This window comes from Sphingobacterium sp. 1.A.5 (assembly GCF_002734235.1).
GTDB lineage: Bacteria > Bacteroidota > Bacteroidia > Sphingobacteriales > Sphingobacteriaceae > Sphingobacterium > Sphingobacterium daejeonense.
Map to the genome: position 1 here is coordinate 1 of NZ_PEBA01000034.1, position 26,938 is coordinate 26,938.

Genomic DNA, 26,938 nt, shown 5'->3' on the forward strand with positions numbered 1-26,938 from the left:
CTTTCAGAATCTCAAATCCATTGATTTTGAGGTAATATTCCTCCTTTTTAGATCAATTTCAGGATTCTTTTCAAGTTTACCGTGAAGATGGCCATTGCACCCTGCATTTCCATATTTTGGATGCCATAGGAATCTGCTCTTCCATAACCATGGACATTCTTGAGCTCACTGTTCTTTGCCTCGATCTTATACCTTTCCTTAGACTTGCTCCGGTAATGATAGGTTTGCTGGAAAGCCATCTGCTCTTTATGGAGTTCGGATTTAATGGTTATCGAATAGGTCTTTGTTTTTGACCCATCCTTATAACATCCTTCCCTGAGAGGGCAAACCTTACATCTATCCACATCGAAGTAATACGTGTCTGCTTGATTTTTACCTATGTTCTTTTTGCCCTGACGGGCCTTCCGGATTGCTAGATGGCCAGCCGGACAGACAAACATCCCCGCATCTTTATTGTAGTGAAAGTGATCGCTTTCTTTCCTGGATCCCTGGCTGACTGCCGGTTTCAATTTAGCGATGATATCAATGTTCTGTTCTTTTGCCAGCCGTAGATTGTCCTTTCCAGAATATGCGGCATCGCCTATRATCGTGTCCACTTCCATTCCATTCTGCTGGCTGATCTCCAATAATCGGGGCAGTTCCGGACCATCACCTTTCTCGCCTGTAGTAACGACCGCTGCTGTGATGATGCGTTCCTCGGTCATTGCCAGATGTGTTTTATAGCCAAAGAAACTACTGTCCATTGATTTATGTCCAAGCCTGGCTTCACCATCTTTTGAGAGCAGATAGTATTCCTTTGTGTCCTCGATGGTTTCCTTCAACAGGTTCAACTTCTCTTTTACAGCCGGTATTTCACTGATAGATTGATCCTGATCCAGCACTCTCTGTAATTCCCTGCAATAGGCAAGCTCTTGGTCCAGGTCGTTGGACTCGTTCTTTTGTGGTAGGCGCCCTTTGTAGTCCTCATCGATCTGATATATTGCTTTCCTCAACAGCTTGGATCGTTCCTTGAGCACTYCCWGTGCTGTGTATGGGTTCGATCTGSAATGGGTATGTGTGGCATCTACGATGATGGACCTTGATTTTATAATACCCTTTTCAAGAGCGATCGTTACGGTCTTATTGATCAACAGGTTCAATAGGTCCATGTCCTTTAACCGTAGCTTACGGAATTTGGTGAGCGAACTTGGATTGATCACATCCTCCTCAGGGGCCATTTCCAGAAAGTATTTAAAGGACATGTCATATCTGGAACGATCAACGACATCAACATCCGAAACGGTGTAGATCGTCTTTAACAGAAGGTACTTGAACATCTTGATGGGGCTCTCTGCTGTACGCCCATTGGTCTGGCAATACTTCTCCAAAAGTTCCTCATGTATAAAACTGAAATCGATAAGATCGTTGATTTTGCGAAGTAGATTGTCTTTTGGAACAATGATATCGTACAATCCCGAATAGGAACTGAACTGAATTTTTTGTTGGGTAGAAAGCATCCTGATGTCCGTTAAAGCCTACTTTAAGATACGAAAAAAGGAGCAGAAAACTGTTGTTTTCCACTCCTTTTTTTAGCCCATTCTAAAAGAGGTATGGTCTTTACCGATACCAACGTTAGCATCAGGGTTATGCTGAGTACCACGTTGACGTACGATGATGTTACCAGCGATAGCTTGTTGACCACCGAAAATTTTGATACCTAATCTCTTACTATGTGACTCACGGCCGTTCTTGGAACTACCCGCACCTTTTTTATGTGCCATTTCTTTATTCTAATTTATGACTTGCGTCAGATTAAAAAATTCGATTATAAACTGATACCAGTAATCTGGATTTTAGTGAAGTGTTGACGGTGACCGTTTTTCTTCTTGTAGCCTTTACGACGTTTCTTCTTGAAAACGATAACTTTTTCACCTTTCAAATGTGACAAAATAGTAGCTGAAACTTTAGCACCTGAGATACTTGGTGTACCTACAGTAAACTTACCACCGTCTTCTGCTAACAATACATTGTCAAATTCAATACTAGCGCCTTCGTCTCCTTGTAAACGGTGTACAAAAAGATATTGGTCTTTTGCAACCTTAAATTGCTGTCCTGCTATATTTACTATTGCGTACATTGTTATTTATTAAAATTGTTAATATTTAATGAGTCGCAAAGATAGAACTTATTTTTTAAATGAACAAAAAATATTATCTATTTTGAAGTATCCCAAAATAGATATTCCTATTTCTATTCTTCAGGTTTTAACAAGTCCAAAGTATGTTTTATTTGCTTCAAATAACGGCCATACATCATCTCAATCACCCACCTGAAAAGAAAAACCCCGCCAATGATAATAATTGCTTGAGAACCAAAATAGATTAAATTACTTGCTAAACCCGAAGACAACAGCCTACCTATAGGGTCTTGCTTTCCAGTGACCATTTCCAAATTAGCCGACATCACACCAATCGATAGCCCACAAACCAAGCCCATCACAAAAAACACAAAACACGAAGTATGATAAAAATCTATAAAATACCTCAACTCATAATAAAACCAAATCAGATTATCCCTGCTATCATAATTCAAGTGATATGATCGTCTATAAAACCTGAAAAATTTAACGAAAAAGTAGATTACCAATACAGAAATTAAAAAATAAAATGTATTCAAAGTAAACAAAATAACAGGATGAAAATCTAATTTTAGATTGACATATATCATACCTCCCAAGCTCATCACCGCCATTATTATAAGGGCATAGAAATCCTTCCTCATATTCGACCTAACCTTATCAATCGCATTATTCGATTTTTTCAAAGAAAGATTTATTTCTCCCAGATTCACTTCAGAATCACCTTCTCGCTTCCACGCATTTTTTAAATCGTCAAAATTCATAACCTTGCTTTTTAATGATTTCTTGTAACTTGTCCTTGGTCCTATTCAGCTTGACACGAGCATTTACTTCTGAAATACCCAACTGACCAGCAATTTCTCGATGAGAAAAGCCCTCTAGAAAGAAAAAGATTAAAGCCTTTTCAATCTCGTTCAATTGCTTAACCGCTTGGTAGAAATACGTCAGTTGTTCTTCTTTTTCGTGATGATCAGATTTGTCGATTACATCGATATCTTCAATCAGGCTGTCAGATTTCGGGGATTTCTTTTCTTTCTTGATATAAACCAACGCTGTATTCAACGCCACACGGTACATCCAAGTAGAAAACTTACTCTGTGCCTTAAAACTTCCATACGATCTCCATAACTGCAATAGCATCTCTTGAAATAGGTCTTCCCTATCAAGAGGATCATCCATATAAATTTTGGACAATTTATACAGGATACCTTTGTGATTTTCTACTGCTGATAAGAAATCTTTTTCGTTTATGTTCAAAGCCGATAGTTTACCAAATTCTATAAGTTAGTATAGAATGAGATAATTCGTTACATAAAAAAGAAATAATTTCTGAAAAAAGTGATTATTGAATTTAAATGGTCTTTATTTCTGTTTTGATTGGTATGTTTTGTTTCCAATTACCCTTCACTGTAGTTATAAAGCCTGTAGTTTTATTTTTAACAGTAATATCAAATGTACAAGCTCTAGATGCATAGGTGACCTCTCCAAAAACGGTCAATTTTGAGTTTGGAGCTACAACCTTATTGACAGGTGATTTACCATTTGGAATCAAGTGAGGAGTAGTAGTTGTCCATTTTTTGAACTTTACTTTTTCATCCCAATACGTAACACCTTGATACATCAGAGGTATCATTGAGATCAAAGAGTCTGGAGCTGGTATATAATCGAAGGTGCCTATTATTGGCGACGTAAATTCTGAAGTACTATTGACATTTACAAAATACTCTTGAATAGGAGTATTTAAAGCAATGGGATTGCTCGTATTGTTGGTAATAGTTTTAGCAGCTAAACGAATAGTATTTACTTGTAGACTATTCGGAGTTTCTTCCACTATCTTCTCAGTTACTTCATAATTGGCAGCAGTGCTTTGAGTGATTTCGATTTGCCTTACTGTATTCTCGTCTTTGATACCGATTAAAATTCGACGTGGTTCTTCAGAAAAATTCTCTGTCATGGAAACATAAAGCTTTGTAGGATCAGCAGCTTTTTTCTCCAGAGAAATAAATCCTTTAGAACAATCAACTCTGCCTACATTCCCTAAGGCCATGAGTTGCTGCCTAACATCCAACAATACCTGAGAAGGGTTGATCGTCCTTACATACTCTACTTTCCAGGACTCAGATTCCAATTGAATCTCTTGGTCTTTAAATCCAGTGTTGAATTGGATTTCTTGCAATCCTTTATCAACGATTACATTAGTGTAATCAGGGTCTTTCTCACACGATGAAAGACACAATACAAAAAAGATAATTAATAACCTTTGCAGGCAGAAATGGGTCTTCATGGCGAAATATTTTTAAATTATTCGCCAAATTTATTAAATACTATAATACGTTGTAGCTGAATAGCTTCAAAAATAAAAATATTCCTTAAAATAGAGAGTTATAACATCTATTTTGGCTTTGATTGTAACAACAAATTTTGTAAATAATAAATCCCTCAGAAAATTATTTCTCTGAGGGATTTATTTTATTATTAGTGGTTGTTAACCCACTATTTCTTGGATTTCATTCATGATTTTTTGAGCAATGGATTCTGCTGCTTCTGGAGTAGGACCTTCAGAGTAGATTCGGATAATAGGCTCCGTATTTGATTTCCTAAGGTGAACCCATTCATTCGGAAAATCTATTTTCAAACCATCAATGGTCGAATGGTTTTCATGAGCATATTTTTCCTGCATCTTTGCCAATAGATTATCGATGTCCAATTCAGGAGTAAGGGTGATCTTATTTTTCGACATAAAATATTGAGGAAGTTCAGCACGGTATTCAGTTACTTTTTTTCCAAGTTTAGCTAAATGTGTTAGAAATAAAGCAACACCAACTAAAGAATCACGACCATAATGTGAGGCTGGATAAATAACGCCACCATTACCTTCGCCACCAATTACTGCATCTACTTCTTTCATCTTAGTAACGACATTGACCTCTCCTACTGCAGCTGCGAAATATTCACCACCATGTTTCTCCGTAACATCTCTCAATGCTCGGGTCGAACTAAGATTGGAAACCGTATTGCCCTTTTTCTGACCTAAGATAAAATCAGAAACAGCTACTAAAGTATATTCCTCTCCAAACAACTCGCCGTCTTCCATCATAAAAACTAAGCGATCCACATCCGGATCAACAGCAATACCCAGATCGGCACCATTATCTAACACGACCTTTGATAAATCTGTTAAATGTTCTTTTAAAGGTTCAGGATTATGAGGAAAATGACCATTAGGCTCACAATGTATTTTATAAATTGTTTCAACACCCAGTGCTTTTAATAATTCTGGAATAAAAGTACCACCAGTACTATTTACTGCATCAACTGCAACTTTAAAGTTTGCGTTTTTAATAGCCTCAACATCGACAAATTCCAATGCCAAAACATCCTCGATATGTTTCTGAAGAAATGAATCATCTTTGGTTACAGTCCCTAATTGATCAACCTCCGAAAAATCAAAATTCAAACGCTCACCTAATTCAAGGACTTCCTTGCCTTTAGCATCATCAATGAACTCTCCTTTACTGTTCAGTAACTTTAGAGCATTCCATTGTCCAGGGTTGTGGGATGCAGTTAAAATAATCCCTCCCGCAGCATTTAATTTTGGAACCGCGATCTCAACAGTAGGTGTAGTCGACAATCCTAAATCGATAACATTTACCCCAATGCTCTGAAGTGTACCGATAACTAAGTTTGAAACCATCTCTCCAGAGATACGGGCATCTCTACCTACGACAATAGTTTTATTTTCCGCATTTTCTGTAATGATTTTTCCGTAAGCAGCAGTAAATTTAACAATGTCAACAGGTGTTAGATTATCACCTGGTTTACCGCCTATGGTACCCCGAATTCCTGAAATAGATTTTATTAATGCCATAAGTTCAATGTTTTTAACGCCGGTAAAAATAAAGGATTTAAATAATTATTAAGGATTTTTATTCTTTTTTTCCTTCTTATGTATATCTTTGTTGCAACTTTGTTTCGTTTACGATTCTAAGTAAGGTATTACATCTTATTTTTATAGATTTGGTTTAATTAAAAAAATTAGACTGTTCTATTGCAAAAATATGTTAGATAAAATAATTCAATTCGATCAAGATTTATTTCTATTAATCAATCAAGGACTCAGCAATATAGTTTTTGATTGGTTACTCCCTATTTTACGTAACCCTTACACATGGTCACCTCTTTACTTATTTTTGATCATTTTCTTTATCAAGCACTATGGCAAAACTGGGGTTCTTATTGTAGCCTGCACCTTGGCGACTTTTGGAATTTCAGACTCCATGTCTTCACACTTGATCAAAAAATCAGTAAAGCGTGTTAGACCATGCAATGATGTCGTGTTCAAAAACGAAGTTAATTTGCGCGCTCGCTGTGGATCTGGGTTCAGCTTTACTTCTTCCCATGCTACAAACCATTTCGCGATGGCATTTTTCTGGATTGTATTGTTCCGTCGCAAATGGAAACATACCTTATGGCTATGTATTCTATGGGCGGCTTCCATATCCTTTTCTCAAATCTATGTAGGGGTCCATTATCCGCTCGACATTCTCTGCGGCGCAATACTGGGAACTCTAATCGGATTGGGAACTGGCTATTTATTTAAAAGGTTTTATCCTAAATTTTTCGAACCCCAAAACCAACCAACAACATCACCTGCATGAGTAGTTTCTTGATCGTATCGATTTTATTTTTATCTGCATTACTGAGTGGTATAGCAGTGTTTTTTGTAAAACGTGACAACACTCAATTGTTAAAATTAGTATTGTCATTCAGTGGTGCATATTTGTTTGCAATCACTGTATTGCATCTTATACCTGAAGTATACCACAGTAACCAAACTCCAGGTGAAATCATTGGTTTATACATTCTCGGCGGATTTTTGTTCCAATTGATTTTAGAACACTTCTCACAAGGAATTGAACATGGCCATATTCATCATAACAAAGATGGACATCATCATCAAGCATTCCCTATTGCAATTTTAATCAGCTTATGTTTGCATGCATTTTTAGAAGGATTCCCTTTAGCATCCGGACATCGAAATGAATTGGTGTTTGGAATTGCAATCCACCATATTCCTGCTGCCTTTGCATTGGGGAGTTTGTTGATAGGTACAAGACTGAAAAAACAAACTATCGTGTTATTTATTGCTGTTTTTGCGGCTATGACTCCACTTGGCTTCTTGACAAGTAAGGGAATCAGCGCAGGAGAAATCGGAAATGTAGCACAATATTTTGATAAAATAATGGCAGTGGTAATCGGTATCTTCTTACATATTTCTACAACGATATTATTCGAGTCTGGCTCGGCAGATCACCATACTTTCAACAAAAAGAAAATGTTGGCCGTACTATTGGGAGTACTGGTATCAATGGCAAACTTTCTATTTGAAGGTCATGATCATTCGCACCATCATCATGGACCTTCAGAACAAACTGAAGAAACCCACGACCACGAACACCATGATCATGACCATCATGATCATGAACATTAATAATCCAGGTCATCCATAACACCCCTGAACTTATCCAATAGTTCACTTAGCTTCAAGCAATCATCTACAGAAATGTTCTCTGGCAGGACATCGTCCAGCATCATGTCATTCTCGATTTCTTGAAGCAATTCTAATCCTTTGTCTGTGATTAACAGATCAACAGCGCGCTTGTCTATGCTGTTCTTTTCCCTAGACACAAGGCCTTTGCTTACGATACGATCCACCAACCTACTGATATCAGGGGTTTTGGTGAGTAACCTCTCCTTTAACAAATTGTTTGTAACAGGATCCGGATACTGCCCACGTAAAACACGCAACACATTGAACTGCTGCAGGGTGATTTGTTTGGCACCCGCCCTCTTCTCCAGCATCACGTTCAACCAGTTGTTTGTATAAATAATATTGATCGTTGCGCGATGCCAAGGACTAGCGAATTGCCTCACTTTAACCAATTCTTCGATCTTCGGCATATTTAATAATACATTAGTGTGACTTAATGCGCAATTTAAAAGATTTTAATTATTTATCTTTGCTAATATTGATTTTTTTTAAAAACTCATAAAAAATTGTCGTCGAATGCCGAATAATATTAGCCTCGATAAATTAAAAATCGGAGACATCGCTAAGATTAATGCTATCCAGTCAAATGAAATCCCCGCAAAATTCTATCAATTGGGCTTCTACCCAGGCTCCGTCATTGAAGTTAAGCACAAAGCCCCATTAAACGGCCCAATTTGCGTTAATGTAGTGGAAAACAACGCACTAATCGCAATCAGAAAATCTGAAGCAAAACTTATCACAGCAGTAATTATATAATGGAAAACCCTAATATTGTCCTGCTTGGTAACCCCAATGTAGGTAAAACCTCTCTATTCAATAGACTTACTAAATTAAACCAAAAAGTAGGTAACTACCCCGGTATTACAGTCGAAAAAAGAGAAGGTTCTCTGAAAGCAAATAACAAAACCTATCATATTATTGATCTCCCAGGAACTTATACCTTATTTCCAAATTCCCTCGATGAAGAAATAGTATTTAAGGTATTAAGTGAAAAGGAAAACAAGTTGACGCCAGACTTAACAGTCGTGGTTGCTGAACCTTCTACCATTAAAAGAGGGATAATCCTATATCAACAGGCGAGAGAACTGGGTTTACCAGCAATATTTGTGGTCAATATGATCGATGAAGCAGATAGCAAAGGCGTACATATCGACTTCCCAAGATTAGAAGCTTATCTGAAAACAAAAGTTTATCAAACTAATGCCCGAACAGGAAAAGGTTTGGATAAACTTATCTCTTCATTGGACGAAAAACCAGCGATTTATATCGGTAATTTCCAAATTCCAGAGAAATATACTGCGGCATTGGATGAAGCTAAAAAATTATTTCCTTTAGCTACTGAATACCTTACTTGGCAATACTTAGCTCAGGAAAATGTTTCCTATATCCCCGCTGATAAACAAAATGCATTAAAAGCAATCCGTGACAAATATCAGTTGGATACGCATGAAATGCAAAAAACAGAATCCCTCATAAGGCACGATAAAATTTCAGCGGACCTTGAGGGGATATTAAATAAATCTGAAAATAAAACCCTCGACACAACATCCAAGATTGACAAAATCTTGCTGCATCCAGTCTTGGGATATGTTATTTTCTTTGGCTTATTGTTCTTGATTTTCCAAGCCATCTTCAGTTGGTCAGGTCCCTTGATGGATTGGATCGACGGCACTTTCGGAGAATTAACTGAATATTTAGCTACTGTGTTGCCAGAAGGCCCATTATCATCCCTGTTTATTGATGGTATTGTAGCCGGGATTGGCGGGATTGTAATATTCGTCCCTCAGATTGTAATTCTATTTTTATTCCTGTCCTTAATGGAGGAATCAGGATATATGAGCCGTGTTGTATTCCTAATGGACAGATGGTTGAGACCTTTTGGACTAAATGGTAAATCTGTAATACCATTGATGTCCGGTGCGGCATGTGCCATTCCAGCGGTAATGGCAGCTAGAAATATTGAAAATCCCAAAGAACGTCTTTTGACCATGTTGGTGACACCATTTATGACATGTTCCGCAAGACTGCCAATATATATAGTTATAATTGGACTGATCATTCCAAATGACAGCTTCTTAGGATTCAATCTGCAAGGTATTACCCTGTTTATCATGTATATCTTGGGGATAGTAGGCGCATTGGCCTCAGCATGGATATTGAACAAGGTGATTAAAAGCATCAGATCATCGTTTTTGATTTTTGAGCTCCCAACCTACAAAATGCCTGATTGGAAAAATGTCATGACCAATGTTTGGGACAAAGCATCAGGTTTCCTTTGGGAAGCAGGTAAGATTATCTTGATGATATCAATCGTGTTATGGGTATTTGGAAACTTTGGACCTAACAGGAAGTTCTATGATGCCGAAGAAATCGTACAACAAGCAAACCCTAACCTTAGTGGTGATGAGTTGGAAATGGAAATCGGATCTTACAAATTAGAGCATTCATTCTTAGGATATATTGGAATGGGAATAGAACCACTGGTACGTCCATTAGGTTATGACTGGAAAATGGGAATTGGGTTGATTTCATCTTTCGCTGCTCGTGAAGTTTTTGTTGGTACCATGGCTGTAGTTTATAGCATGGGGCCTGATGTCGATATTGAAGATGAAGGTCAGAAATCATCTTTGTTGACTCGTATGCGTTCAGAAATTAATGCAAATACAGGTAAACCTGCCTATAATTTTGCTTCAGGAATATCGTTATTATTGTTTTACGCATTTGCAATGCAATGTATGGCGACCATCGGTGTAGTGCGCAAGGAAACAGGTTCATGGAAATGGACTTTAATACAAACCTTGTTCATGACAGGATTGGCATATGTTGCAGCATTAATTGCATATCAAATCTTAAAGTAATGAGTCTAATTATTCAATACATTATTATCTTCGCCCTTTTCATTATAGCATTGTATGTTATATTCAAACCTTTCTTTTCCAAAAAATCAGAAACGCCAGGTTGTGGAAAAGGATGTAAATGTGATGTGGAGAAAATAGATAAACTTTAGACAGTAGACATAAGACATAAGACATAAGACATAAGACAAAATGTTCAGGGCAAGCCCTGAACATTTTTATTTTGAGCAAAACCCATTACTTATCTAAACTTCGAAGCCTTTCGTAGGACCTACCTTCAGACCTAGCAGAATCAACAGCCTGACCGATGTCCTTCCCTGACAGTTTCAACGCCATGCCCGAATCCTAATTGCCAAGTACACGCCCTGGCAGGTCCTCTCACCCGTCAGTTTCAACGAACAAGCCGGTGACCCCATCTGACAATCACTCGCCCTGGCAGGTGTCCCCACCTGCCAGTTAAACGACCACGTCGGTGTCCTCACCTGACAGTCACTCGCCCTGGCAGGTGTCCCCACCTGCCAGTTAAACGGACCAAGCCGGTGTACCCATCTGACAATCCCACACCCTGGCAGGTGTCCTCACTTACCAGTTAAACGACCAAGCTGGTGTACCCATCTGACAGTCACTCGCCCTGGCAGGTGTCCACCACCTGCCAGTTTCAACGCCTTTATTTCATAAAATTCCCAAAAATTAAAATGAAAAAATTATCTTGTGGCTTTTATCGGCGTAACGTCAATGAAAAACAGAAATTTGAAACAATAATCAGGAATTAACCTTCTTCAGAGTGCAAGAAAACAACGAAAAAGAACTTAAAAGAGGCCTTAGCAATAGACATATACAGTTGATTGCATTAGGCGGAGCCATCGGTACAGGTCTGTTTTTAGGAGTCGGACAAGCAGCTATCTTAGCAGGTCCATCTGTTATATTAGGATATGCAATCGCTGGCTTGGTCGCTTTCTTTATAATGCGACAATTGGGTGAAATGGTCGTCGAAGAGCCCATTTCCGGAAGCTTCAGCTCTTTCGCCAATAATTATTGGGGACCCTTCGCAGGCTATGCATCAGGATGGAATTATTGGTTGCTGTACATATTGGTGAGTATGGCAGAATTAACCGCAATAGGAAAATATGTCCAATTTTGGTGGCCTGAAATACCTTTATGGGCGTCCTCATTGTTTTTCTTTATGGTAATCAATGTTATTAACCTAGCATCTGTAAAAGTGTATGGAGAAACAGAATTCTGGTTCTCAATTATCAAGGTCGTCGCAATCATTGCGATGATCATATTCGGAACATATCTCCTACTGTCTGGAAATGGAGGTGAGCGGGCAACAGTCGAAAACCTATATAATGACGGTGGATTCTTCCCACATGGTTGGCTCAGTGGAAATGCAGATATCGGATACTCAGGATTACTCGCCGCACTCGTCATAATCATGTTCTCATTTGGAGGTCTGGAATTGGTCGGAATAACGGCCGCAGAAGCCGAGAACCCAGAAAAGAATATCCCAAAAGCAACAAACCAAGTACTGTGGAGAATCTTGGTTTTTTATGTTGGCGCCCTATTTATCCTATTTTCATTAATGCCTTGGAGAACAATTACTGCGGAAACAAGTCCATTTGTGGAAGTATTTGCAACCCTCAAAGGATTCCAGTTTGAGCTCTTTGGAAAAACATTCTATTTCACAACAATCATAGCAAATGCCTTAAATGTAATTGTACTTACCGCAGCTCTATCAGTGTATAACAGTTGTGTATATAGTAATTCAAGGATGTTATATGGATTGGCAGAACAAGGAAATGCCCCAAAATTCCTTAAAAAACTGAACAAAAACCACTCTCCTATAAACGCTATTTTAGTGTCTGCAGCAATTGTGGCAGTCACAGTCGTGATAAATAAGGTAATTCCAAAAGAAGCTTTGGGAATCTTGATGTCACTGGTCGTTTCTGCTCTCATCATAAACTGGATCATGATCACATTGACACACATGTTTTTCAGAAAGAAAAAAGATGCACAAGGAATCAAGACAAAATTTCCAACTATTCTATATCCTCTGAGCAATTACTTTAGTCTGTTGTTTTTGTTTGGTGTACTGATGATGATGTGGTTTACAGGACTCAAAATATCCGTAGAATTGATACCAGCATGGTTACTCATTCTGTATATCAGTTACGTGTTGGTGAAAAAGAACAAAGCTAAACAAGCCAGAAATATCGAAAATTAAAGACCATAAATGAAGCAGTACAAACTACATATCGCATTTTTTGCCCTTGCACTGCTTCATCTATATGCCGTTTTTGCAAACTTTCCAAACCTCAGATTCTTTACTAAACCATTGATCTGCCTAGCGTTGATCTTCCTTTTATATAAAGGGACAGGGTTAAAGAAGAATATTGATAAAATTATTGCAGTAGGATTATTTTTCGGTTGTTTGGGAGATACCTTCCTGATGTTTCAGGATAAATTCGTATTTGGCTTGGCCTCCTTTCTCATTGGTCATATTCTCTATGTTATTGCTTTCATGAAACAAACAAGCCCTAGACTATTGGTTAAACATAAAGGTTATATTTTGGTGGTAGGAGTTCTTGCAACTTATTCATATTATTTATTTTCTGTCTTGGAGCCTAGTCTGGGACCATTGAAAATCCCTGTAATCCTATACATTATAACCATTGCCTTAATGGCAATATTTGCATTTACAAGGAAACATACTGTGAGTTTATGGAGCTTTATCATAACATTTATTGCTGCCTTATTATTTATTGTCTCCGACTCCATATTGGCGGTTGACAAGTTCGTAGCCTATGTCGCCAATTCTGGATTGATGATTATGTCCACCTATATCCTAGCTCAATATGGAATTACGTTGGGAGCAATTATTGAAAGCAAAAAAAATAGGCTGTAATTTCTTACAGCCTACAATTAATACAAGTTGATATGATATGATTAAAACGCTGTTTTAAGCCCCTATTGTTTGGGGTTTTTTGTCATAACTTTCGTTATGGACATTTGCTACTGCACGACCCGATGGATCATTCAGGTTTTGAAAAGAGGCATCCCATGCCAATGCCTCAGGAGTACTACATGCCACAGATTTAACTGAAGGCACGGTTTTAGCCGCGGCTTCCGATGGAAAATGCGACTCAAAAATACTTCTATATAAATATTCTTCTTTGTTTTTTGGTGTGTTGATAGGAAAACGTGAAGCAGCAGTTTCAAACTCAGTATCTGATACTTTTTGCTCAGCTTGCGCCTTTAGTGTATCGATCCATGAATAACCAACGCCGTCAGAAAATTGCTCCTTTTGTCTCCAAGCAATGGATTCCGGAAGATAATCCTCAAAGGCTTTCCGAACAACCCATTTCTCCATTCTCCCGTCCCTGATCATTTTATCCTCAGGATTGATGGTCATAGCAATATCCATGAATTCTTTGTCCAAGAATGGAACTCTACCCTCAACACCCCATGCTGCCAATGATTTATTCGCTCTCAAACAATCATATAGATATAACTTTTTAAGCTTCCTAACTGTTTCTTCATGAAATTCTTTCGCGTTTGGAGCCTTATGGAAATAAAGATAACCTCCAAATAACTCATCTGAACCCTCGCCTGATAAAACCATTTTTATGCCCATGGATTTGATTACTCTTGCCAATAAATACATCGGCGTTGAGGCACGAATAGTAGTTACATCATAAGTTTCAAGATGATAGATTACATCTCTGATCGCATCAAGTCCTTCTTGGATGGTAAAGTTTACTTCGTGGTGTATTGTACCGATATGATCAGCAGCCTTTTGAGCAGCAACCAAATCTGGAGAACCAACCAATCCCACTGCAAAAGAATGCAATTGTGGATACCAAGCATCTTCTTGATCATTAGACTCAATACGTTTTGAAGCAAACTTCTTGGTAATCGCAGCAATAACTGAAGAGTCAAGTCCCCCTGAAAGCAATACCCCATAAGGAACATCAGACATCAACTGGTGATGTACCGCATCTTCAAGTCCTTTGCGAAGTTTTGCGATATCAGTTTCATTGTCCTTGACAGCATCATAACTTTCCCATTCTCTTTTATACCAACGCTGAGGCTCTAAACTCTCTTTGCTGTATAAATAATGTCCTGGAGGAAATTGCTCAATCTCTGTACAGAAACCTTCTAATGATTTTAATTCTGAGGCCACAAAGAATTGACCAAATTCATCCTTGCCATAATACAATGGGATAATTCCCATATGATCCCTCGCAATAAAAAATGAATCCTCTCGAGCATCATATAAAGCAAATCCAAAGATCCCATTCAAATCTTCAACGAAAGTCGGACCCTTTTCAAGATATAATGCTAATACAACCTCTGAATCAGATTGTGTCGAAAATTGATAATTCGGCAATGAATTTCGCAACTCTTGGTGATTGTAGATCTCGCCATTTACAGCAAGAACAACCTGCCCATCTGGACTGTACAATGGTTGACTTCCTGATTTTGGATCCACGATAGCTAAACGCTCATGAGCTAACAAAGCCTTTTCTGAGCTGTAAATCCCTGACCAATCTGGTCCGCGATGACGAATCCTTTTAGACATTTCCAAGACCTGGGGCCTTAAGGATGCTAAGGGTTGTTTCAATTCAAATGCTCCGACAATTCCGCACATACAATTGTTATTTTTTAAATGATATTAATGTTTCAATGAATTAATGAAACAAAGTAAAGTAAATAAAAATTAAATTCATAATGTTTTTTAATTTTTATTGAATATTTAATAAAATTTAATAAGTTTCTTTGATTAATTCGTATATAAATAACTTTTTTATTGAAAATATACACGATTAATGCTCTGGAAGCTAAACAAAAAAAACAGCCTATTAAATTAATAGACTGTTCATAACTTTATTTGTCATTCTCTTAAATTATTCCATGTAAGGAACCTCCTTTAGCTCCAAGTTCATCGACCCTTCTTTCCACTGCTGGATCTTTTATTAAGTCAGGTGCGTGATGTGGCTTTCTCCTTGCATCGATGATAACTGGACAATGGCATCCCCAATGTTTATGTGAGGTAAAACTGTCAATTCCATAAATATCGTATGCTGGATTTGATCTTGTAAAAGTTACCCACACAAAATTATTCTCATTTTCTGCAGTAAACCCTGCATCATCTGCCAATACAATAAGTTGTATTCCGTTCCAATCACAACCTTTTGCTGCTTCGCACCAGTCGCCCAATATTTTTGACTCTTCTTCATAACTCGTAAAGGATTGCCCATCTACAACTACGATCCCCGGCAATGCCAGTTTTATATTGTTAAATGGCCGAGGCACGTCTAGATTAGCTGGTAATTCTTTGATTAAATCCCTCTTTTTGTCGCCTACAGCCGCAAATGTCACTTTTGAGCCGGCATTTAGACCATCACCCGTATAATCTAAGGTATCTATGGTGGTATTGGTCAAGAAATGTAAATCCCTGCTCAAATCAATTCTTTCAAATATATGCGTAAAGAAATCGCGAATATTATGAATATCTAATTTTGGATTGTCCTCAAAAGCAGATATAAACAAGTATTTAGCTAAGCTCAATTGGTTTGTTCCCAATATCTGATTGGCAATTGTTAACACCTCTTGAGGGCGTTCTACCTTTTGATAAGGGGTATATCTTTCGCTACCGATAGCAAACAACAAAGGATGTACTCCTGCGGGGTCAACTGCATTTACGGCGTGTAACCCTCCGATTTGCTGTGGAATAGCGTTTCCCGTAATTTCGTGAATTAAAGCTCCAAAACTTGTATCCTCCTGTGGTGGCCTACCTACTACAGTAAATGACCAAATAGGATTCTTACGGTGATAAACTTTGTGAACTTTCATCAATGGGAATGGATGTACTAGCGAGTAGTACCCAATATGGTCCCCAAATGGACCTTCAGGTTTGTTTTCATTAGGATAGACCGTACCTGTTATCACAAAATCAGCATCCGCTGATATGCAAAAACCCTCGTCGTCATAAAAATACCGAAACCTGCGATTTCCCAATGCCCCTGCAAACAACATTTCAGAAAGTCCTTCAGGTAATGGCATAACCGCTGAAAGCGGGTGGGAAGGCGGACCACCAACAAATATACTTACCTTTAAAGGTTTCCCTAGCTCATTGGCTTTGGTCTGGTGGATACCAATACCTCGGTGCAATTGATAATGCAAACCAACTTCTTGATCCTGTATATAATCATTCCCTCCAAGCTGAATACGATACATACCTAAGTTTGCATTCATAATTCCCGGTTTGCTGATGTCTTCAGTATAGACTTGAGGCATCGTGACAAATGCACCACCATCCATTGGCCAGTTAACGATTTGAGGAAGTTCAGAAATTTTCGTCTGCCCATATAAAATTGGCGCTGAAGACTTCTTTTTCCAAGGCAAGGCACCTAATGCCACCATTGAAGAACCTGCATATTGCAACGGCTTCTTCAATACAGACATCGGATTCATCTTGACATCAACGAGATTTTTTACATGGTCCAACGTATCACGAAACATGAACTTTGATCGGTCGAGCGTTCCAAACAAATTTGAAACCGCCGGAAACTTTGACCCTTTCACATTTTCAAAATAAAGAGCAGGACCTTGAGCATCATAAACCCGCATATGGATAGAAGCCATTTCCAAATATGGATCTACCTCTTCTTTTATCCGAATCAAATGACCATTCCTCTCCAGGTCAACAACACATTCCTGTAAACTTTTATATCCCATAGCAATAGCATGTAGAGCTACAAATATAAACTAATAGGACCAATCAAAGAAGGTTATTGATTTATTGATCTAGCTTAATGACCTCGGCAAGTGGAGTAAAGGAAAACAACATCGTATTTTTCCAGGAAGTATTATCAATTGGATATTCCCGCTCCATGAGTCTCCTGAATTCTATGACATCTTCTTTATGGATGTGGTATGCTTGTTGGAAAACCATGCTCATAATAAAATGAGGCAATAGAATACTCTTAACATCAGCGTTAGGATAAAGCGTTTTTTTGTACAAACGATACATTTCCTGTACGGTTACCGTACTTGAACCACCGATTTCAATAGTCTCATTGATGAAATTTTTATCCCAATCAACATTATAAATCCAACGCAAAAGGTCCAAGGAAGATATGGGGTTGAATTTTACGTTTGCAAAAAATTTATCATATGGCAGATACTTGCCGTTGATCAATTGATGCATATATTTATCCAAGACACTTCCCTTTCCGATTGCTAGATTTTTTAGAACAATCGTATACGTAATATCGGAAGCTTTGAGCAAAGCTTCAACTTCTGTGATATAAGGCTTGTCCATAAGCCGTGCAATATAGACAATCCGACGCCCCCCATTAAGCTTCGTTAGCTCAATAAAGTTTCGTAAGGTAATAAGCTCTAAATTAAGGTTAACATACTCGCCCAATGTTGGGACATGTGTTATATAAATTGCCAATCCAATTCCAGAATCTATTTTAAAAGAATCAAACTCCTTCCCTTTCCGCAATAAATCAACTTTGTCCAAAGTTGCTGTAATCTTCTCAAATAACCGAGACTTGAACAGGTCCAAGTCTCTGACAATTCCATGCACATTAAAGTCTTCCTTACTCAAGTTACTCATTGCTCGCTTCCCTAAATAGGAATTCAAGCCAGATAATAACACTTCCATCTCTCCTACACTTTTTGTGATTAATTCATTATTTAAAACCTAACATTATAAAAACAATGTTTGTTTAAACTTTCTTAAAATTTTACAAAACAAATAAAAAATAAACAATTTTCAACATTGTCTTTCACATGTAAAAATTCATCCAAATCTTGCCCCTAGTCGTATAGAATAAAGTATATTTGTTAACTAACGCATTTCGGGATATTAGTATGAGCAAAAAAGTAGTTCTTGTTTGGTTTAGAAATGATTTAAGGCTCCATGACAATGAAGTTTTGTCGGAAGCTATTAATAAATCTGACTTGATTATTCCCGTCTACTTCTTCGACCCGCGTTATTACAGCAAAAACAAATTCCATAATTATAAGACTGGACTAAAAAGGGCGCAATTCCAATTGGAATCCGTTTCTCACCTTAAAGAGAAACTGCAATCCATGGATAGTGACCTTATGACTTTTGTAGGTAAACCCGAAGAAATCCTTCCAAAGCTATGTGCTAAATACGAAGTAATGGAAGTTTATCATCACCGTGAGGTCGCTTCTCGTGAAACGCAAATATCTGAATTGGTAGAATCAGCGCTGTGGGAGAATAAAATAAATCTAAGGCATTTTATAGGACACACCCTATTTCATAAAGAGGATCTGCCCTTCCCTATCAAGGACATTCCAGACAAATTCAATATTTTCAGAAAGAAAATTGAAAGGGAAAGCTCTGTACGTAATCCATTGGATGCACCAACCTCTATCCAAAGCCCTCAACATTTAGAACAAACATCGATACCGTCTCTTCAAGATTTAGGATTCTCAGAAGACGAAATCAGCCAAATGCCAAAAAAAGACATGGAAGGTGGGGAAGATATTGCTATTGAAAAATTAAACACTGTCTTGGACCCAAATTATGCTGGAAATGAAAATTTCTCGCTTATATCTCCATATATAGCTGTAGGATCATTATCACCAATATTTGTTTACCATAGAATGCAATCTTCCGGATTGAGTCAAAACAAAAAAAGATATGATAGACTTATGACTATGCTCTTATGGAGAGATTATTTTCGTTTTATGCTCAAAAAATATCCAAACGTATTTTTTAAGATTAACGGAAATAATCCAGCAGCGCAAAACCCAGAGTCTATTGACCAAGATTTAGTAGCGAAATGGTCTGCTGCAAATACGGGACAAGAAGCCGTCGACGATAGCATACAAACATTGATTTCAACAGGAAACATCACCTATGCTGAAAGAAGACTAATCTCAAAATATTTTACCCAAGATATAGGATCCAATTGGCTTGCTGGAGCTAGCTTCTTTGAAGAACATCTTTTGGATTTTGCGCCAGCAACAACTTATGGATTTTGGTCACATATGGCTGCTGTAGGAACAAGTGAGAAGGAAAACAGCTGCTCAGATTGGCAAGAACTCGCAAAAAGATTCTATGTTTCAAAATAAGGAAGACAAATATTCTAACGTTATCCTTTTAAGGAAAAAAGCTTTATTAATTTCAAAGCTTATCAAAAATCGACTATTATTTTTTTATCATACCGAAATAGATGAAAAAACATGCTAAAACATTGTATTTTATATCGATTAAATGCAGTAAAGTATGTTTATTATTTATAAATTTGGCAAAATTTTATCACCCCAATCCACATGGACAAATTGACATTTTTGAGTAATGCCGATTCGAGTTACATCGACGGTTTATATCAATCTTACAAAGCTGACCCAAATTCCGTAGACTTTGGTTGGCAAAAGTTTTTTGAAGGATTTGACTTTGGTCAAACATCTGAAGGTGGTTCTGTTGAATCTGTAGAAGGTGTTTCAGACCACGCACTAAAAGAAATCAACGTACTAAACATGATCCATGGTTATAGAGACCGTGGACACCTTTTCACTCAAACGAACCCTGTTCGTGAACGTCGTAAATATTACCCTGGAAAAGAATTGGAAACATTCGGCTTATCAGAAGCTGATATGGATACCGTATTCAATGCTGGGGTAGAAGTAGGATTAGGACCTGCGAAATTAAGAGACATCCGTCAGCTAATCGAAGATACCTATTGTAGCTCAATCGGTGCTGAATTTAAATATATCCGTAACCCAGAAAAAATCAAATGGTTGCAAGACCATATGGAAGCGGACAGAAATCAACCTCACTATGATGTTGATCAGAAAAAAAGAATTTTCAGAAAATTAAACAGAGCTGTTATTTTCGAGAGTTTCCTAGGAACGAAGTTCTTGGGACAAAAACGCTTCTCACTTGAAGGTGCTGAAAGTTTAATCCCTGCATTGGATTCTGTCATCGAAAAAGGTGCTAGCCTAGGAATTCAAGAATTCATGATTGGAATGGCTCACCGTGGTCGTTTGAACGTATTGGCAAACATCATGGGAAAACCTTATAAAACAATATTCTCAGAATTTGAAGGTAAAATGTATGCTGAAGAAGATCCTGAATTACAATTTGGAGGTGATGTTAAATATCACTTAGGTTATTCTTCTGACGTAACTACCGAAGACGGAAAATCAATTCACCTGTCATTAGCACCAAACCCTTCACATCTGGAAACTGTTGACCCAATCGTAGAAGGTATAACACGTTCTAAAATCGACATGAAATACAATGGCGACTCTTCCAAGATCGCTCCTATCCTGATCCATGGTGATGCTGCTATCGCAGGACAAGGTATTGTATACGAGGTAACTCAGATGTCTAAACTTGAAGGATACCGTACTGGTGGTACAATCCATATCGTTATTAACAACCAAGTAGGGTTTACAACAAACTACAAAGATGCTCGCTCAGGAACATATTGTACTGATGTAGCTAAGATTTCTTCATCCCCTGTATTCCATGTTAATGGTGACGATGCAGAAGCTGTGGTTTATGCCATCAATTTAGCCGTTGAATATCGCCAAAAATATAAAACCGACGTATACATTGATTTATTATGTTACCGTCGTTATGGTCACAATGAGGCTGACGAACCTAAGTTCACTCAACCATTGTTGTACAAAGCAATTGAAAAACACCCTAATCCAAAAGATGTATATGCTAAGAAATTAGTGGATGAAAAATCAATTGATCAAGAATACGCTAAAAACGTAGAAAAAGAATTTAAGGACTACCTACAAGAACAACTTGATATCGCCAAAAAAACCGACAAATTAGATGATGAAATCCCTATGTTCGGTGGGGCGTGGAAAGGTTTGCACGCAGCAAAAAAAGCCGATATCTATGAAGAAGTAGACACAAAAGTTCCTGCTAAAGAATTCTTAAAATTAGCAAACGAGATCACAACACTTCCAAAGGACAAAAAATTCTTCCGTAAGATTTCTAAATTGTTCGAAGATCGTGCTGCCATGGTTAAAAATGACAACTACGACTGGGCAATGGGTGAATTAATGGCATATGCTACTTTATTGGATGAAGGAAAAAGAGTTCGTATCTCAGGCCAAGACGTGCAACGCGGTACTTTCTCACACCGTCATGCTGTCCTTACTTTGGAAGATTCTGAAGAAAAGTATATCCCATTGGCGAATGTTAATGGTGGTGAAAGATTCAATATCTATAATTCCCTGTTATCAGAGTATGCAGTATTAGGATTTGAATACGGATATGCATTGGCAAATCCGCAAGCCCTAACAGTATGGGAAGCACAATTTGGTGACTTCTACAATGGTGCTCAAATCATCGTAGACCAATACCTTTCTAGTGCAGAAACTAAATGGAAAAGATCTAACGGTCTTGTCATGATGTTACCTCACGGTATGGAAGGTCAAGGACCGGAACACTCTTCAGGACGTATCGAGCGTTTCTTGGAACTATGTGCTAACGACAATATGATTATTGCAAACTGTACAACGCCAGCAAACTATTTCCACTTGTTGCGCCGTCAATTAGTGAGAGATTTCCGTAAACCATTGATCGTATTTACTCCTAAGAGTTTACTTCGTCATCCTAAAGTGGTATCTAAACTTGATAACTTCACAAAAGAAAACTTCCATGAAGTTATTGATGATACTTATGCAAAACCAACAACTGTAAAACGCGTGCTTTTCTGTTCTGGAAAGATTTATTACGACTTGTTGGAAAAACAACAAGCTGACAAGCGTACAGATGTTGCAATCGTAAGGATCGAACAATTATATCCAGCTCCAGTAGATCAATTGAAAGCAATCCGTGCTAGATACAAGAAAGCTATTGAATTCATTTGGGTACAGGAAGAAAACGAAAACATGGGTGCATGGCCGTATTACTGCCGTATCTTCAACAGAACTGATCTAGAGTTCACAGAACACATTTCACGTTCTGAAAGTGGAAGTCCTGCAACAGGCTACATGAAAAAACATGCAGCACAACAAGAAGCAATAATTAATAAATCATTTGAATAAACAATTTGTTTAACCGCCCGTTGTAATATTATGTATATTTAATGGAGGTTTAAAAGAAGTAAATATGAGCTTAGAAATCAAAGTCCCTTCGGTTGGAGAATCAATTACCGAAGTAACCTTGGCCCAATGGCTAAAACAAGATGGTGATTACGTCGAAATGGACGAGAACATTGCCGAGTTAGAATCTGACAAAGCAACGTTTGAATTACCTGCAGAAAAAGCTGGTATCCTACGTATCATTGCACAAGAAGGTGACACACTAGAAATTGGTGCTGTTGTTTGTACAATTGAAGATGGTGATGCTCCTGCTGGCTCTGGAGATGCTCCCGCAAAAGAGGAAGCTCCAGCTGCTAAAGAAGAAGCTAAACCTGCTGCTAAGGAAGAAGCTGATGAAAGTCCAGAAACTTATGCTGCTGGAACTGCATCCCCTGCCGCTGCAAAAATCTTAAGAGAAAAAGGTATTGACCCTTCTACCATAAAAGGAACTGGCAAAGACGGCAGAATCACTAAAGAAGATGCTGAAAAAGCTCAAACTGCTCCAGCGAAATCTGAAGCTAAACCTGCTGCACCTGCTGCAGCGGTAACTCCAACTGCTCCATTTAGCAAAGGTGAACGTGCAGAACGCCGTGAGAAAATGAGCTCATTGCGCAAAACAATCGCTAAACGCCTAGTTGCAGTGAAAAATGAAACCGCAATGTTGACCACCTTCAATGAAGTTAACATGCAACCTATCATGGACCTTCGCGCTAAATACAAAGATATATTTAAAGAAAAACATGGTATCGGACTTGGTTTCATGTCCTTCTTCACTAAAGCAGTAACAACTGCATTGAAAGAATGGCCTGCTGTGAACGCTCGTATCGATGAAAATGAAATCGTTTATTCTGACTTCGCCGATGTTTCTATCGCAGTATCTGCACCTAAAGGTCTGGTAGTACCCGTTATCAGAAATGCCGATTCAATGTCTCTTTATGAAATTGAAAAAGCAATCGCTGAATTAGCAGGTAAAGCACGCGATAACAAATTGACAATCGAAGAAATGACAGGTGGAACTTTCACAATCACAAATGGTGGAGTATTCGGTTCAATGATGTCAACCCCAATTATCAATGCGCCGCAATCAGCAATTTTGGGAATGCACAACATCATCCAAAGACCAGTTGCAGAAAACGGACAAGTAGTGATCCGTCCAATGATGTACATCGCTCTTTCTTACGACCACCGTATTATTGATGGACGTGAATCAGTGAGCTTCTTGGTACGTGTTAAACAATTACTTGAAGATCCAGCTAGATTATTATTGGAAGTTTAATTCCTTTAAATAGATAATTTTTAAAAGGTCGCCTGAAATCAGGCGACCTTTTGTATTTTTACAGCATTCGGTTTTATAAATGACTCCAAATATTGTATGCAACAACGAAAAATGTCAATATCCAAAATATTCCTTTCCCTCCTTCTAACATTTATTACCTGTACCAGTATGGCACAAAAAATCGGATTGGGCGTAGATTTCTTTGGATATGCAGATAACCGTGAATATGGAGCTCAATACACCATTCCAAAAACTTTCTTTGGAGCGACCATTTCTCCAAACCTCTATTTTCAACTAGAAGACAATCATCGTATCTATGGTGGTATTCATTTCAACCAAGAGTTTGGAAAACATGCCGAGAACAAAAGCCGTATAAACCCCATTGCATACTACAACTATAAAACCGACAAATTCGACTTTGCTTTAGGATTCATCCCAAGATTTGAAAGATTAAAAGATATTCCCAGAATGGTATTGGCAGATACGTTAATGTATGACCGGCCTAATATAGAAGGAATGTATTTTAATTACAATAACGGAATAGTTCAACAAGCGGTATTCATCGATTGGATGAGTAAACAAGGACCAACTAAAAGAGAACAATTTGTGGCAGGAATATCAGGCAAATACACCTTAGGAAACTTCTTCGTGCGCAACGATGGACTGCTTTATCATAATGCTTTAACAAGTAACGACAGTATTGATGAACATATCCAAGACAATGCAGTTATAATGCTTAGAGTAGGCGTTGATCTAAGCCATAAAACATTCTTGGATTCCTTGACAATTGATGCTGGAGGAGCAGTTGGATTTGACCGTGTAAGATCAGTTTATGATATGCAACAAACTGCTGGATTTATTTCCAATATTCATCTCGGTTATAAAAGGTTCTTCCTTGCCAATACTCTTTATTTAGGTGAAGCAATGAACCTTCCTAATGGCGATTCTTTTTATCATCGGGACAGCTATGATCGGATTGATCTGGGCTGGATTCCTTTTAAATCTGATAAAATTGAAGGAATATTCACTGCCTCTTTTCACTTCTCCCCCGGTCAAATCGATAATCAGCAAATGTTTACTTTAAAATATAACTTTGGCAGGAATCTGATCGATTAATCCGCAACCAACTTGTTATGGATCATCCGATTATTGTATTGTTGCATAAAAGCTTCCAAATCCTTTAATAGAGAATCTTGCACTAATGGTGACTTCCCTTTAAGGTCATTATTCAAAAATTTATCTTCCTTGAGGTTATATAAAGAGGTAATCTCTTGGTTACCATAGGTCATAAAATAATCCCCTTTGAAAAAATTGTAGATATTGCCAATATTACTGACTACAAAATTGTTTCTGTCTGGGGAGAACGCATCAAATCCAAATGAAAAATATGGCTTATCATAGTGAAGATAATTCAACACAGTAGGCATAATATCAATTTGCTGAACTAATTTGTCAGACACGCCTTTTAATTCTCCGCCCGGATAATAAAATACGATAGGGATCGCAAATGAATTCGGCATGGTATTGTATTCCTTAAAATGGCTCATGCTGGCATGGTCAGCACAAATCACAAATAAGGTGTTCTGATACCAGGGACTTTTGGATGCCGTTTCAAAAAACCTCTTTAATGCATAATCCGCATAGCCTAGAGGTTCATGAAGTGGCAAGGTACCTTTAGGAAATTTGCCTGAAAACTGTTCAGGAACTTTAAATGGATGATGCGAGGAAAGAGAAAAAAAACTTGAGAAGAAAGGTTCTTTCATTTGATCCATTTCCTTGGCCATATATTGCATAAATGGCTCATCCCAAATTCCCCACATACCATCAAAATCAGAATCATTATTGTACTCGTTTTTACCATAGTAATGTTGAATCCCAGCCAATTGCATATAAGCCGAAAATCCCATGCTACCATTCGGAGCACCATGGAAAAAGGAAGTTTCATATCCCTCATCAGCCAATAATTTCGCTAGACTGGTCGTCTTATTCCCTGAATAAATCGATAGAACAAATGGTTCGCCAATGGATGGAACCCCAGTGATAACGGCGGGTAAGGCATCAATCGATTTCCGACCATTGGCGTATGACCTGGTGAAAGTATAGGATTGTTGAATTAGTGAATCTAAAAATGGCGTGTAACCTTTATAAGAACCATTATCCAATTCTTTATTAAAAAAACCAATGTGTTCCTTACCGAAACTCTCAAGTATCAAAACAACAACATTTAATTTCTTGAATGCTGAAGAATCTTTTGGGTGATGAATGACAGGATATATCTTATTTAATTCTTCTTCAGAATAGAAATGTTGCTCCTTAAGCGTAACAGCTTTTAATGTCTTAAGTATTGAAAATGGAGTATTGAGTACAATATTCATTTCCTCTGGAGACTTTACATAATCGCCCGCATTGCTCAATGTTATTGGCCTTGTACTATGAGCCCAGCCACCTCTTACTCCACCAACAAATAAAAATGCTACTAATAATAACATCCCTAAATGAACGGAATAAAATTTCCAATTGATAACAACCGGACGTTCAACACTTATTAAATCATAAAGTTTGATTATTCCCCATACAATAACACCAAACAATAAGATGAAGTACCAATATTCCAATCCAAAATCCAGAAATAATTTCAGCATATTTTCTTCATTTGAAAACTGACTGAAAACTGTTCCAGTGGTTCTTTTGAGCGTAAATGGATAATATGCAAAATCAACAAGGTTCAGGGCAACACCAATACTATTAGTGATTACAAATACCCATTTTTTCACCTGAGAATATTTTGGACTATATTTAAACGGAACTGGTATCGACTCAAGAAGGATATATAAAATATTAATATATAGAAGGGCAACAATATCAAATTTAACACCTCCTGCCAGCATAAAGAGCAACTCCCCGACAGCAACTTGTGGAAATTGTGAAGCATTGAAACCATAAAATCCAAGCCTCAAAAAAGTATATAGCAATAACATCAATCCCAATCGAATTGCCATTGCCAGATATGGCCCAAACCACCCTTTTAGCTTAATCATTAC

22 protein-coding genes are annotated in these 26,938 nt (G+C 37.8%); 10 read left to right on the forward strand and 12 right to left on the reverse strand.

From position 1 onward, the window contains the following. Positions 1–47: 47 nt before the first annotated feature. From CRT24_RS12840 to glmM, 7 genes are all read right to left on the reverse strand, one after another. Positions 48–1,496 (reverse strand): IS1182 family transposase, encoded by a 1,449-nt coding sequence (locus CRT24_RS12840; RefSeq protein WP_099371626.1) that lies wholly within the window; start codon positions 1,494–1,496, stop codon positions 48–50. 72 nt (positions 1,497–1,568) lie between these two features. Next, complete coding sequence (locus CRT24_RS12845; RefSeq protein WP_257214039.1) at positions 1,569–1,760, reverse strand: 50S ribosomal protein L27; 192 nt, start codon at positions 1,758–1,760, stop codon at positions 1,569–1,571. A 44-nt stretch (positions 1,761–1,804) separates the two neighbouring features. Further along, complete coding sequence (rplU, locus tag CRT24_RS12850; RefSeq protein WP_099367640.1) at positions 1,805–2,116, reverse strand: 50S ribosomal protein L21; 312 nt, start codon at positions 2,114–2,116, stop codon at positions 1,805–1,807. Positions 2,117–2,229: 113 nt separating this feature from the next. Beyond that, positions 2,230–2,880 carry a hypothetical protein gene (locus tag CRT24_RS12855; protein WP_099371627.1) on the reverse strand — a complete coding sequence of 217 codons (651 nt, stop codon included), beginning with the start codon at positions 2,878–2,880 and terminating at the stop codon, positions 2,230–2,232. After that, on the reverse strand, positions 2,870–3,373 hold the full coding sequence (locus CRT24_RS12860) for an RNA polymerase sigma factor (protein WP_099371628.1): 504 nt from the start codon (positions 3,371–3,373) through the stop codon (positions 2,870–2,872). Before CRT24_RS12860 ends, CRT24_RS12855 begins: the two co-directional genes overlap by 11 nt. Positions 3,374–3,467: 94 nt before the next feature. Next, on the reverse strand, positions 3,468–4,400 hold the full coding sequence (locus CRT24_RS12865) for a hypothetical protein (protein ID WP_099371629.1): 933 nt from the start codon (positions 4,398–4,400) through the stop codon (positions 3,468–3,470). 201 nt (positions 4,401–4,601) lie between these two features. Next, positions 4,602–5,984 (reverse strand): phosphoglucosamine mutase, encoded by a 1,383-nt coding sequence (gene glmM / locus CRT24_RS12870; RefSeq protein ID WP_099371630.1) that lies wholly within the window; start codon positions 5,982–5,984, stop codon positions 4,602–4,604. Between the two features lie 190 nt (positions 5,985–6,174). Between glmM and CRT24_RS12875 the strand changes: the two genes are divergently transcribed. Together CRT24_RS12875 and CRT24_RS12880 are read left to right on the forward strand one after the other, a co-directional pair. Continuing rightward, the gene (locus tag CRT24_RS12875; protein ID WP_099371631.1) at positions 6,175–6,774 is read left to right on the forward strand and encodes a phosphatase PAP2 family protein; all 600 of its coding nucleotides are present in this window, start codon (positions 6,175–6,177) and stop codon (positions 6,772–6,774) included. Further along, positions 6,771–7,607, forward strand: coding sequence for a ZIP family metal transporter (locus tag CRT24_RS12880; protein WP_099371632.1), 837 nt, complete (start codon positions 6,771–6,773; stop codon positions 7,605–7,607). Before CRT24_RS12875 ends, CRT24_RS12880 begins: the two co-directional genes overlap by 4 nt. On the opposite strand, the gene CRT24_RS12885 is transcribed toward CRT24_RS12880, so the two are convergent. Continuing rightward, positions 7,604–8,077: a MarR family winged helix-turn-helix transcriptional regulator gene (locus CRT24_RS12885; RefSeq protein ID WP_099371633.1), complete on the reverse strand. Its 474-nt coding sequence runs from the start codon at positions 8,075–8,077 to the stop codon at positions 7,604–7,606. The genes CRT24_RS12880 and CRT24_RS12885 overlap by 4 nt on opposite strands. 106 nt (positions 8,078–8,183) lie before the next feature. On the opposite strand from CRT24_RS12885, the gene CRT24_RS12890 reads away from it, so the two are divergent. The 4 genes from CRT24_RS12890 to CRT24_RS12910 all read left to right on the forward strand — a co-directional run bounded on the left by CRT24_RS12890 (position 8,184) and on the right by CRT24_RS12910 (position 13,427). Beyond that, the gene (locus CRT24_RS12890) at positions 8,184–8,423 is read left to right on the forward strand and encodes a FeoA family protein (RefSeq protein WP_099371634.1); all 240 of its coding nucleotides are present in this window, start codon (positions 8,184–8,186) and stop codon (positions 8,421–8,423) included. Continuing rightward, a complete protein-coding gene (feoB, locus tag CRT24_RS12895; RefSeq protein ID WP_099371635.1) occupies positions 8,423–10,525 on the forward strand; it encodes a ferrous iron transport protein B in 2,103 nt (700 codons plus the stop codon). Before CRT24_RS12890 ends, feoB begins: the two co-directional genes overlap by 1 nt. A 781-nt stretch (positions 10,526–11,306) precedes the next feature. Beyond that, positions 11,307–12,746: an amino acid permease gene (locus CRT24_RS12905; RefSeq protein WP_099371637.1), complete on the forward strand. Its 1,440-nt coding sequence runs from the start codon at positions 11,307–11,309 to the stop codon at positions 12,744–12,746. Positions 12,747–12,755: 9 nt separating this feature from the next. Beyond that, positions 12,756–13,427: a lysoplasmalogenase gene (locus CRT24_RS12910; protein ID WP_099371638.1), complete on the forward strand. Its 672-nt coding sequence runs from the start codon at positions 12,756–12,758 to the stop codon at positions 13,425–13,427. Positions 13,428–13,481: 54 nt separating this feature from the next. On the opposite strand, the gene asnB is transcribed toward CRT24_RS12910, so the two are convergent. The 3 genes from asnB to CRT24_RS12925 form a co-directional block, all read right to left on the reverse strand. Beyond that, positions 13,482–15,173 carry an asparagine synthase B gene (gene asnB, locus CRT24_RS12915; protein WP_099371639.1) on the reverse strand — a complete coding sequence of 564 codons (1,692 nt, stop codon included), beginning with the start codon at positions 15,171–15,173 and terminating at the stop codon, positions 13,482–13,484. A gap of 251 nt (positions 15,174–15,424) precedes the next feature. Next, the gene (locus tag CRT24_RS12920; protein ID WP_099371640.1) at positions 15,425–17,263 is read right to left on the reverse strand and encodes a UbiD family decarboxylase; all 1,839 of its coding nucleotides are present in this window, start codon (positions 17,261–17,263) and stop codon (positions 15,425–15,427) included. 61 nt (positions 17,264–17,324) lie between these two features. Then, the gene (locus CRT24_RS12925) at positions 17,325–18,197 is read right to left on the reverse strand and encodes a hypothetical protein (RefSeq protein WP_099371641.1); all 873 of its coding nucleotides are present in this window, start codon (positions 18,195–18,197) and stop codon (positions 17,325–17,327) included. A gap of 209 nt (positions 18,198–18,406) precedes the next feature. Between CRT24_RS12925 and CRT24_RS12930 the strand changes: the two genes are divergently transcribed. From CRT24_RS12930 to CRT24_RS12945, 4 genes are all read left to right on the forward strand, one after another. Further along, positions 18,407–19,642: a deoxyribodipyrimidine photo-lyase gene (locus CRT24_RS12930; protein WP_099371642.1), complete on the forward strand. Its 1,236-nt coding sequence runs from the start codon at positions 18,407–18,409 to the stop codon at positions 19,640–19,642. Between the two features lie 201 nt (positions 19,643–19,843). Then, positions 19,844–22,585, forward strand: coding sequence for a 2-oxoglutarate dehydrogenase E1 component (locus tag CRT24_RS12935; protein ID WP_099371643.1), 2,742 nt, complete (start codon positions 19,844–19,846; stop codon positions 22,583–22,585). Positions 22,586–22,649: 64 nt separating this feature from the next. Continuing rightward, positions 22,650–23,897, forward strand: coding sequence for a 2-oxoglutarate dehydrogenase complex dihydrolipoyllysine-residue succinyltransferase (gene odhB, locus CRT24_RS12940; protein WP_099371644.1), 1,248 nt, complete (start codon positions 22,650–22,652; stop codon positions 23,895–23,897). A 168-nt stretch (positions 23,898–24,065) separates the two neighbouring features. Further along, positions 24,066–25,013: a hypothetical protein gene (locus CRT24_RS12945; RefSeq protein ID WP_257214040.1), complete on the forward strand. Its 948-nt coding sequence runs from the start codon at positions 24,066–24,068 to the stop codon at positions 25,011–25,013. Here CRT24_RS12945 and CRT24_RS12950 read toward each other — a convergent pair. After that, complete coding sequence (locus CRT24_RS12950) at positions 25,010–26,935, reverse strand: LTA synthase family protein (RefSeq protein WP_099371645.1); 1,926 nt, start codon at positions 26,933–26,935, stop codon at positions 25,010–25,012. The genes CRT24_RS12945 and CRT24_RS12950 overlap by 4 nt on opposite strands. Positions 26,936–26,938 lie beyond the last annotated feature (3 nt).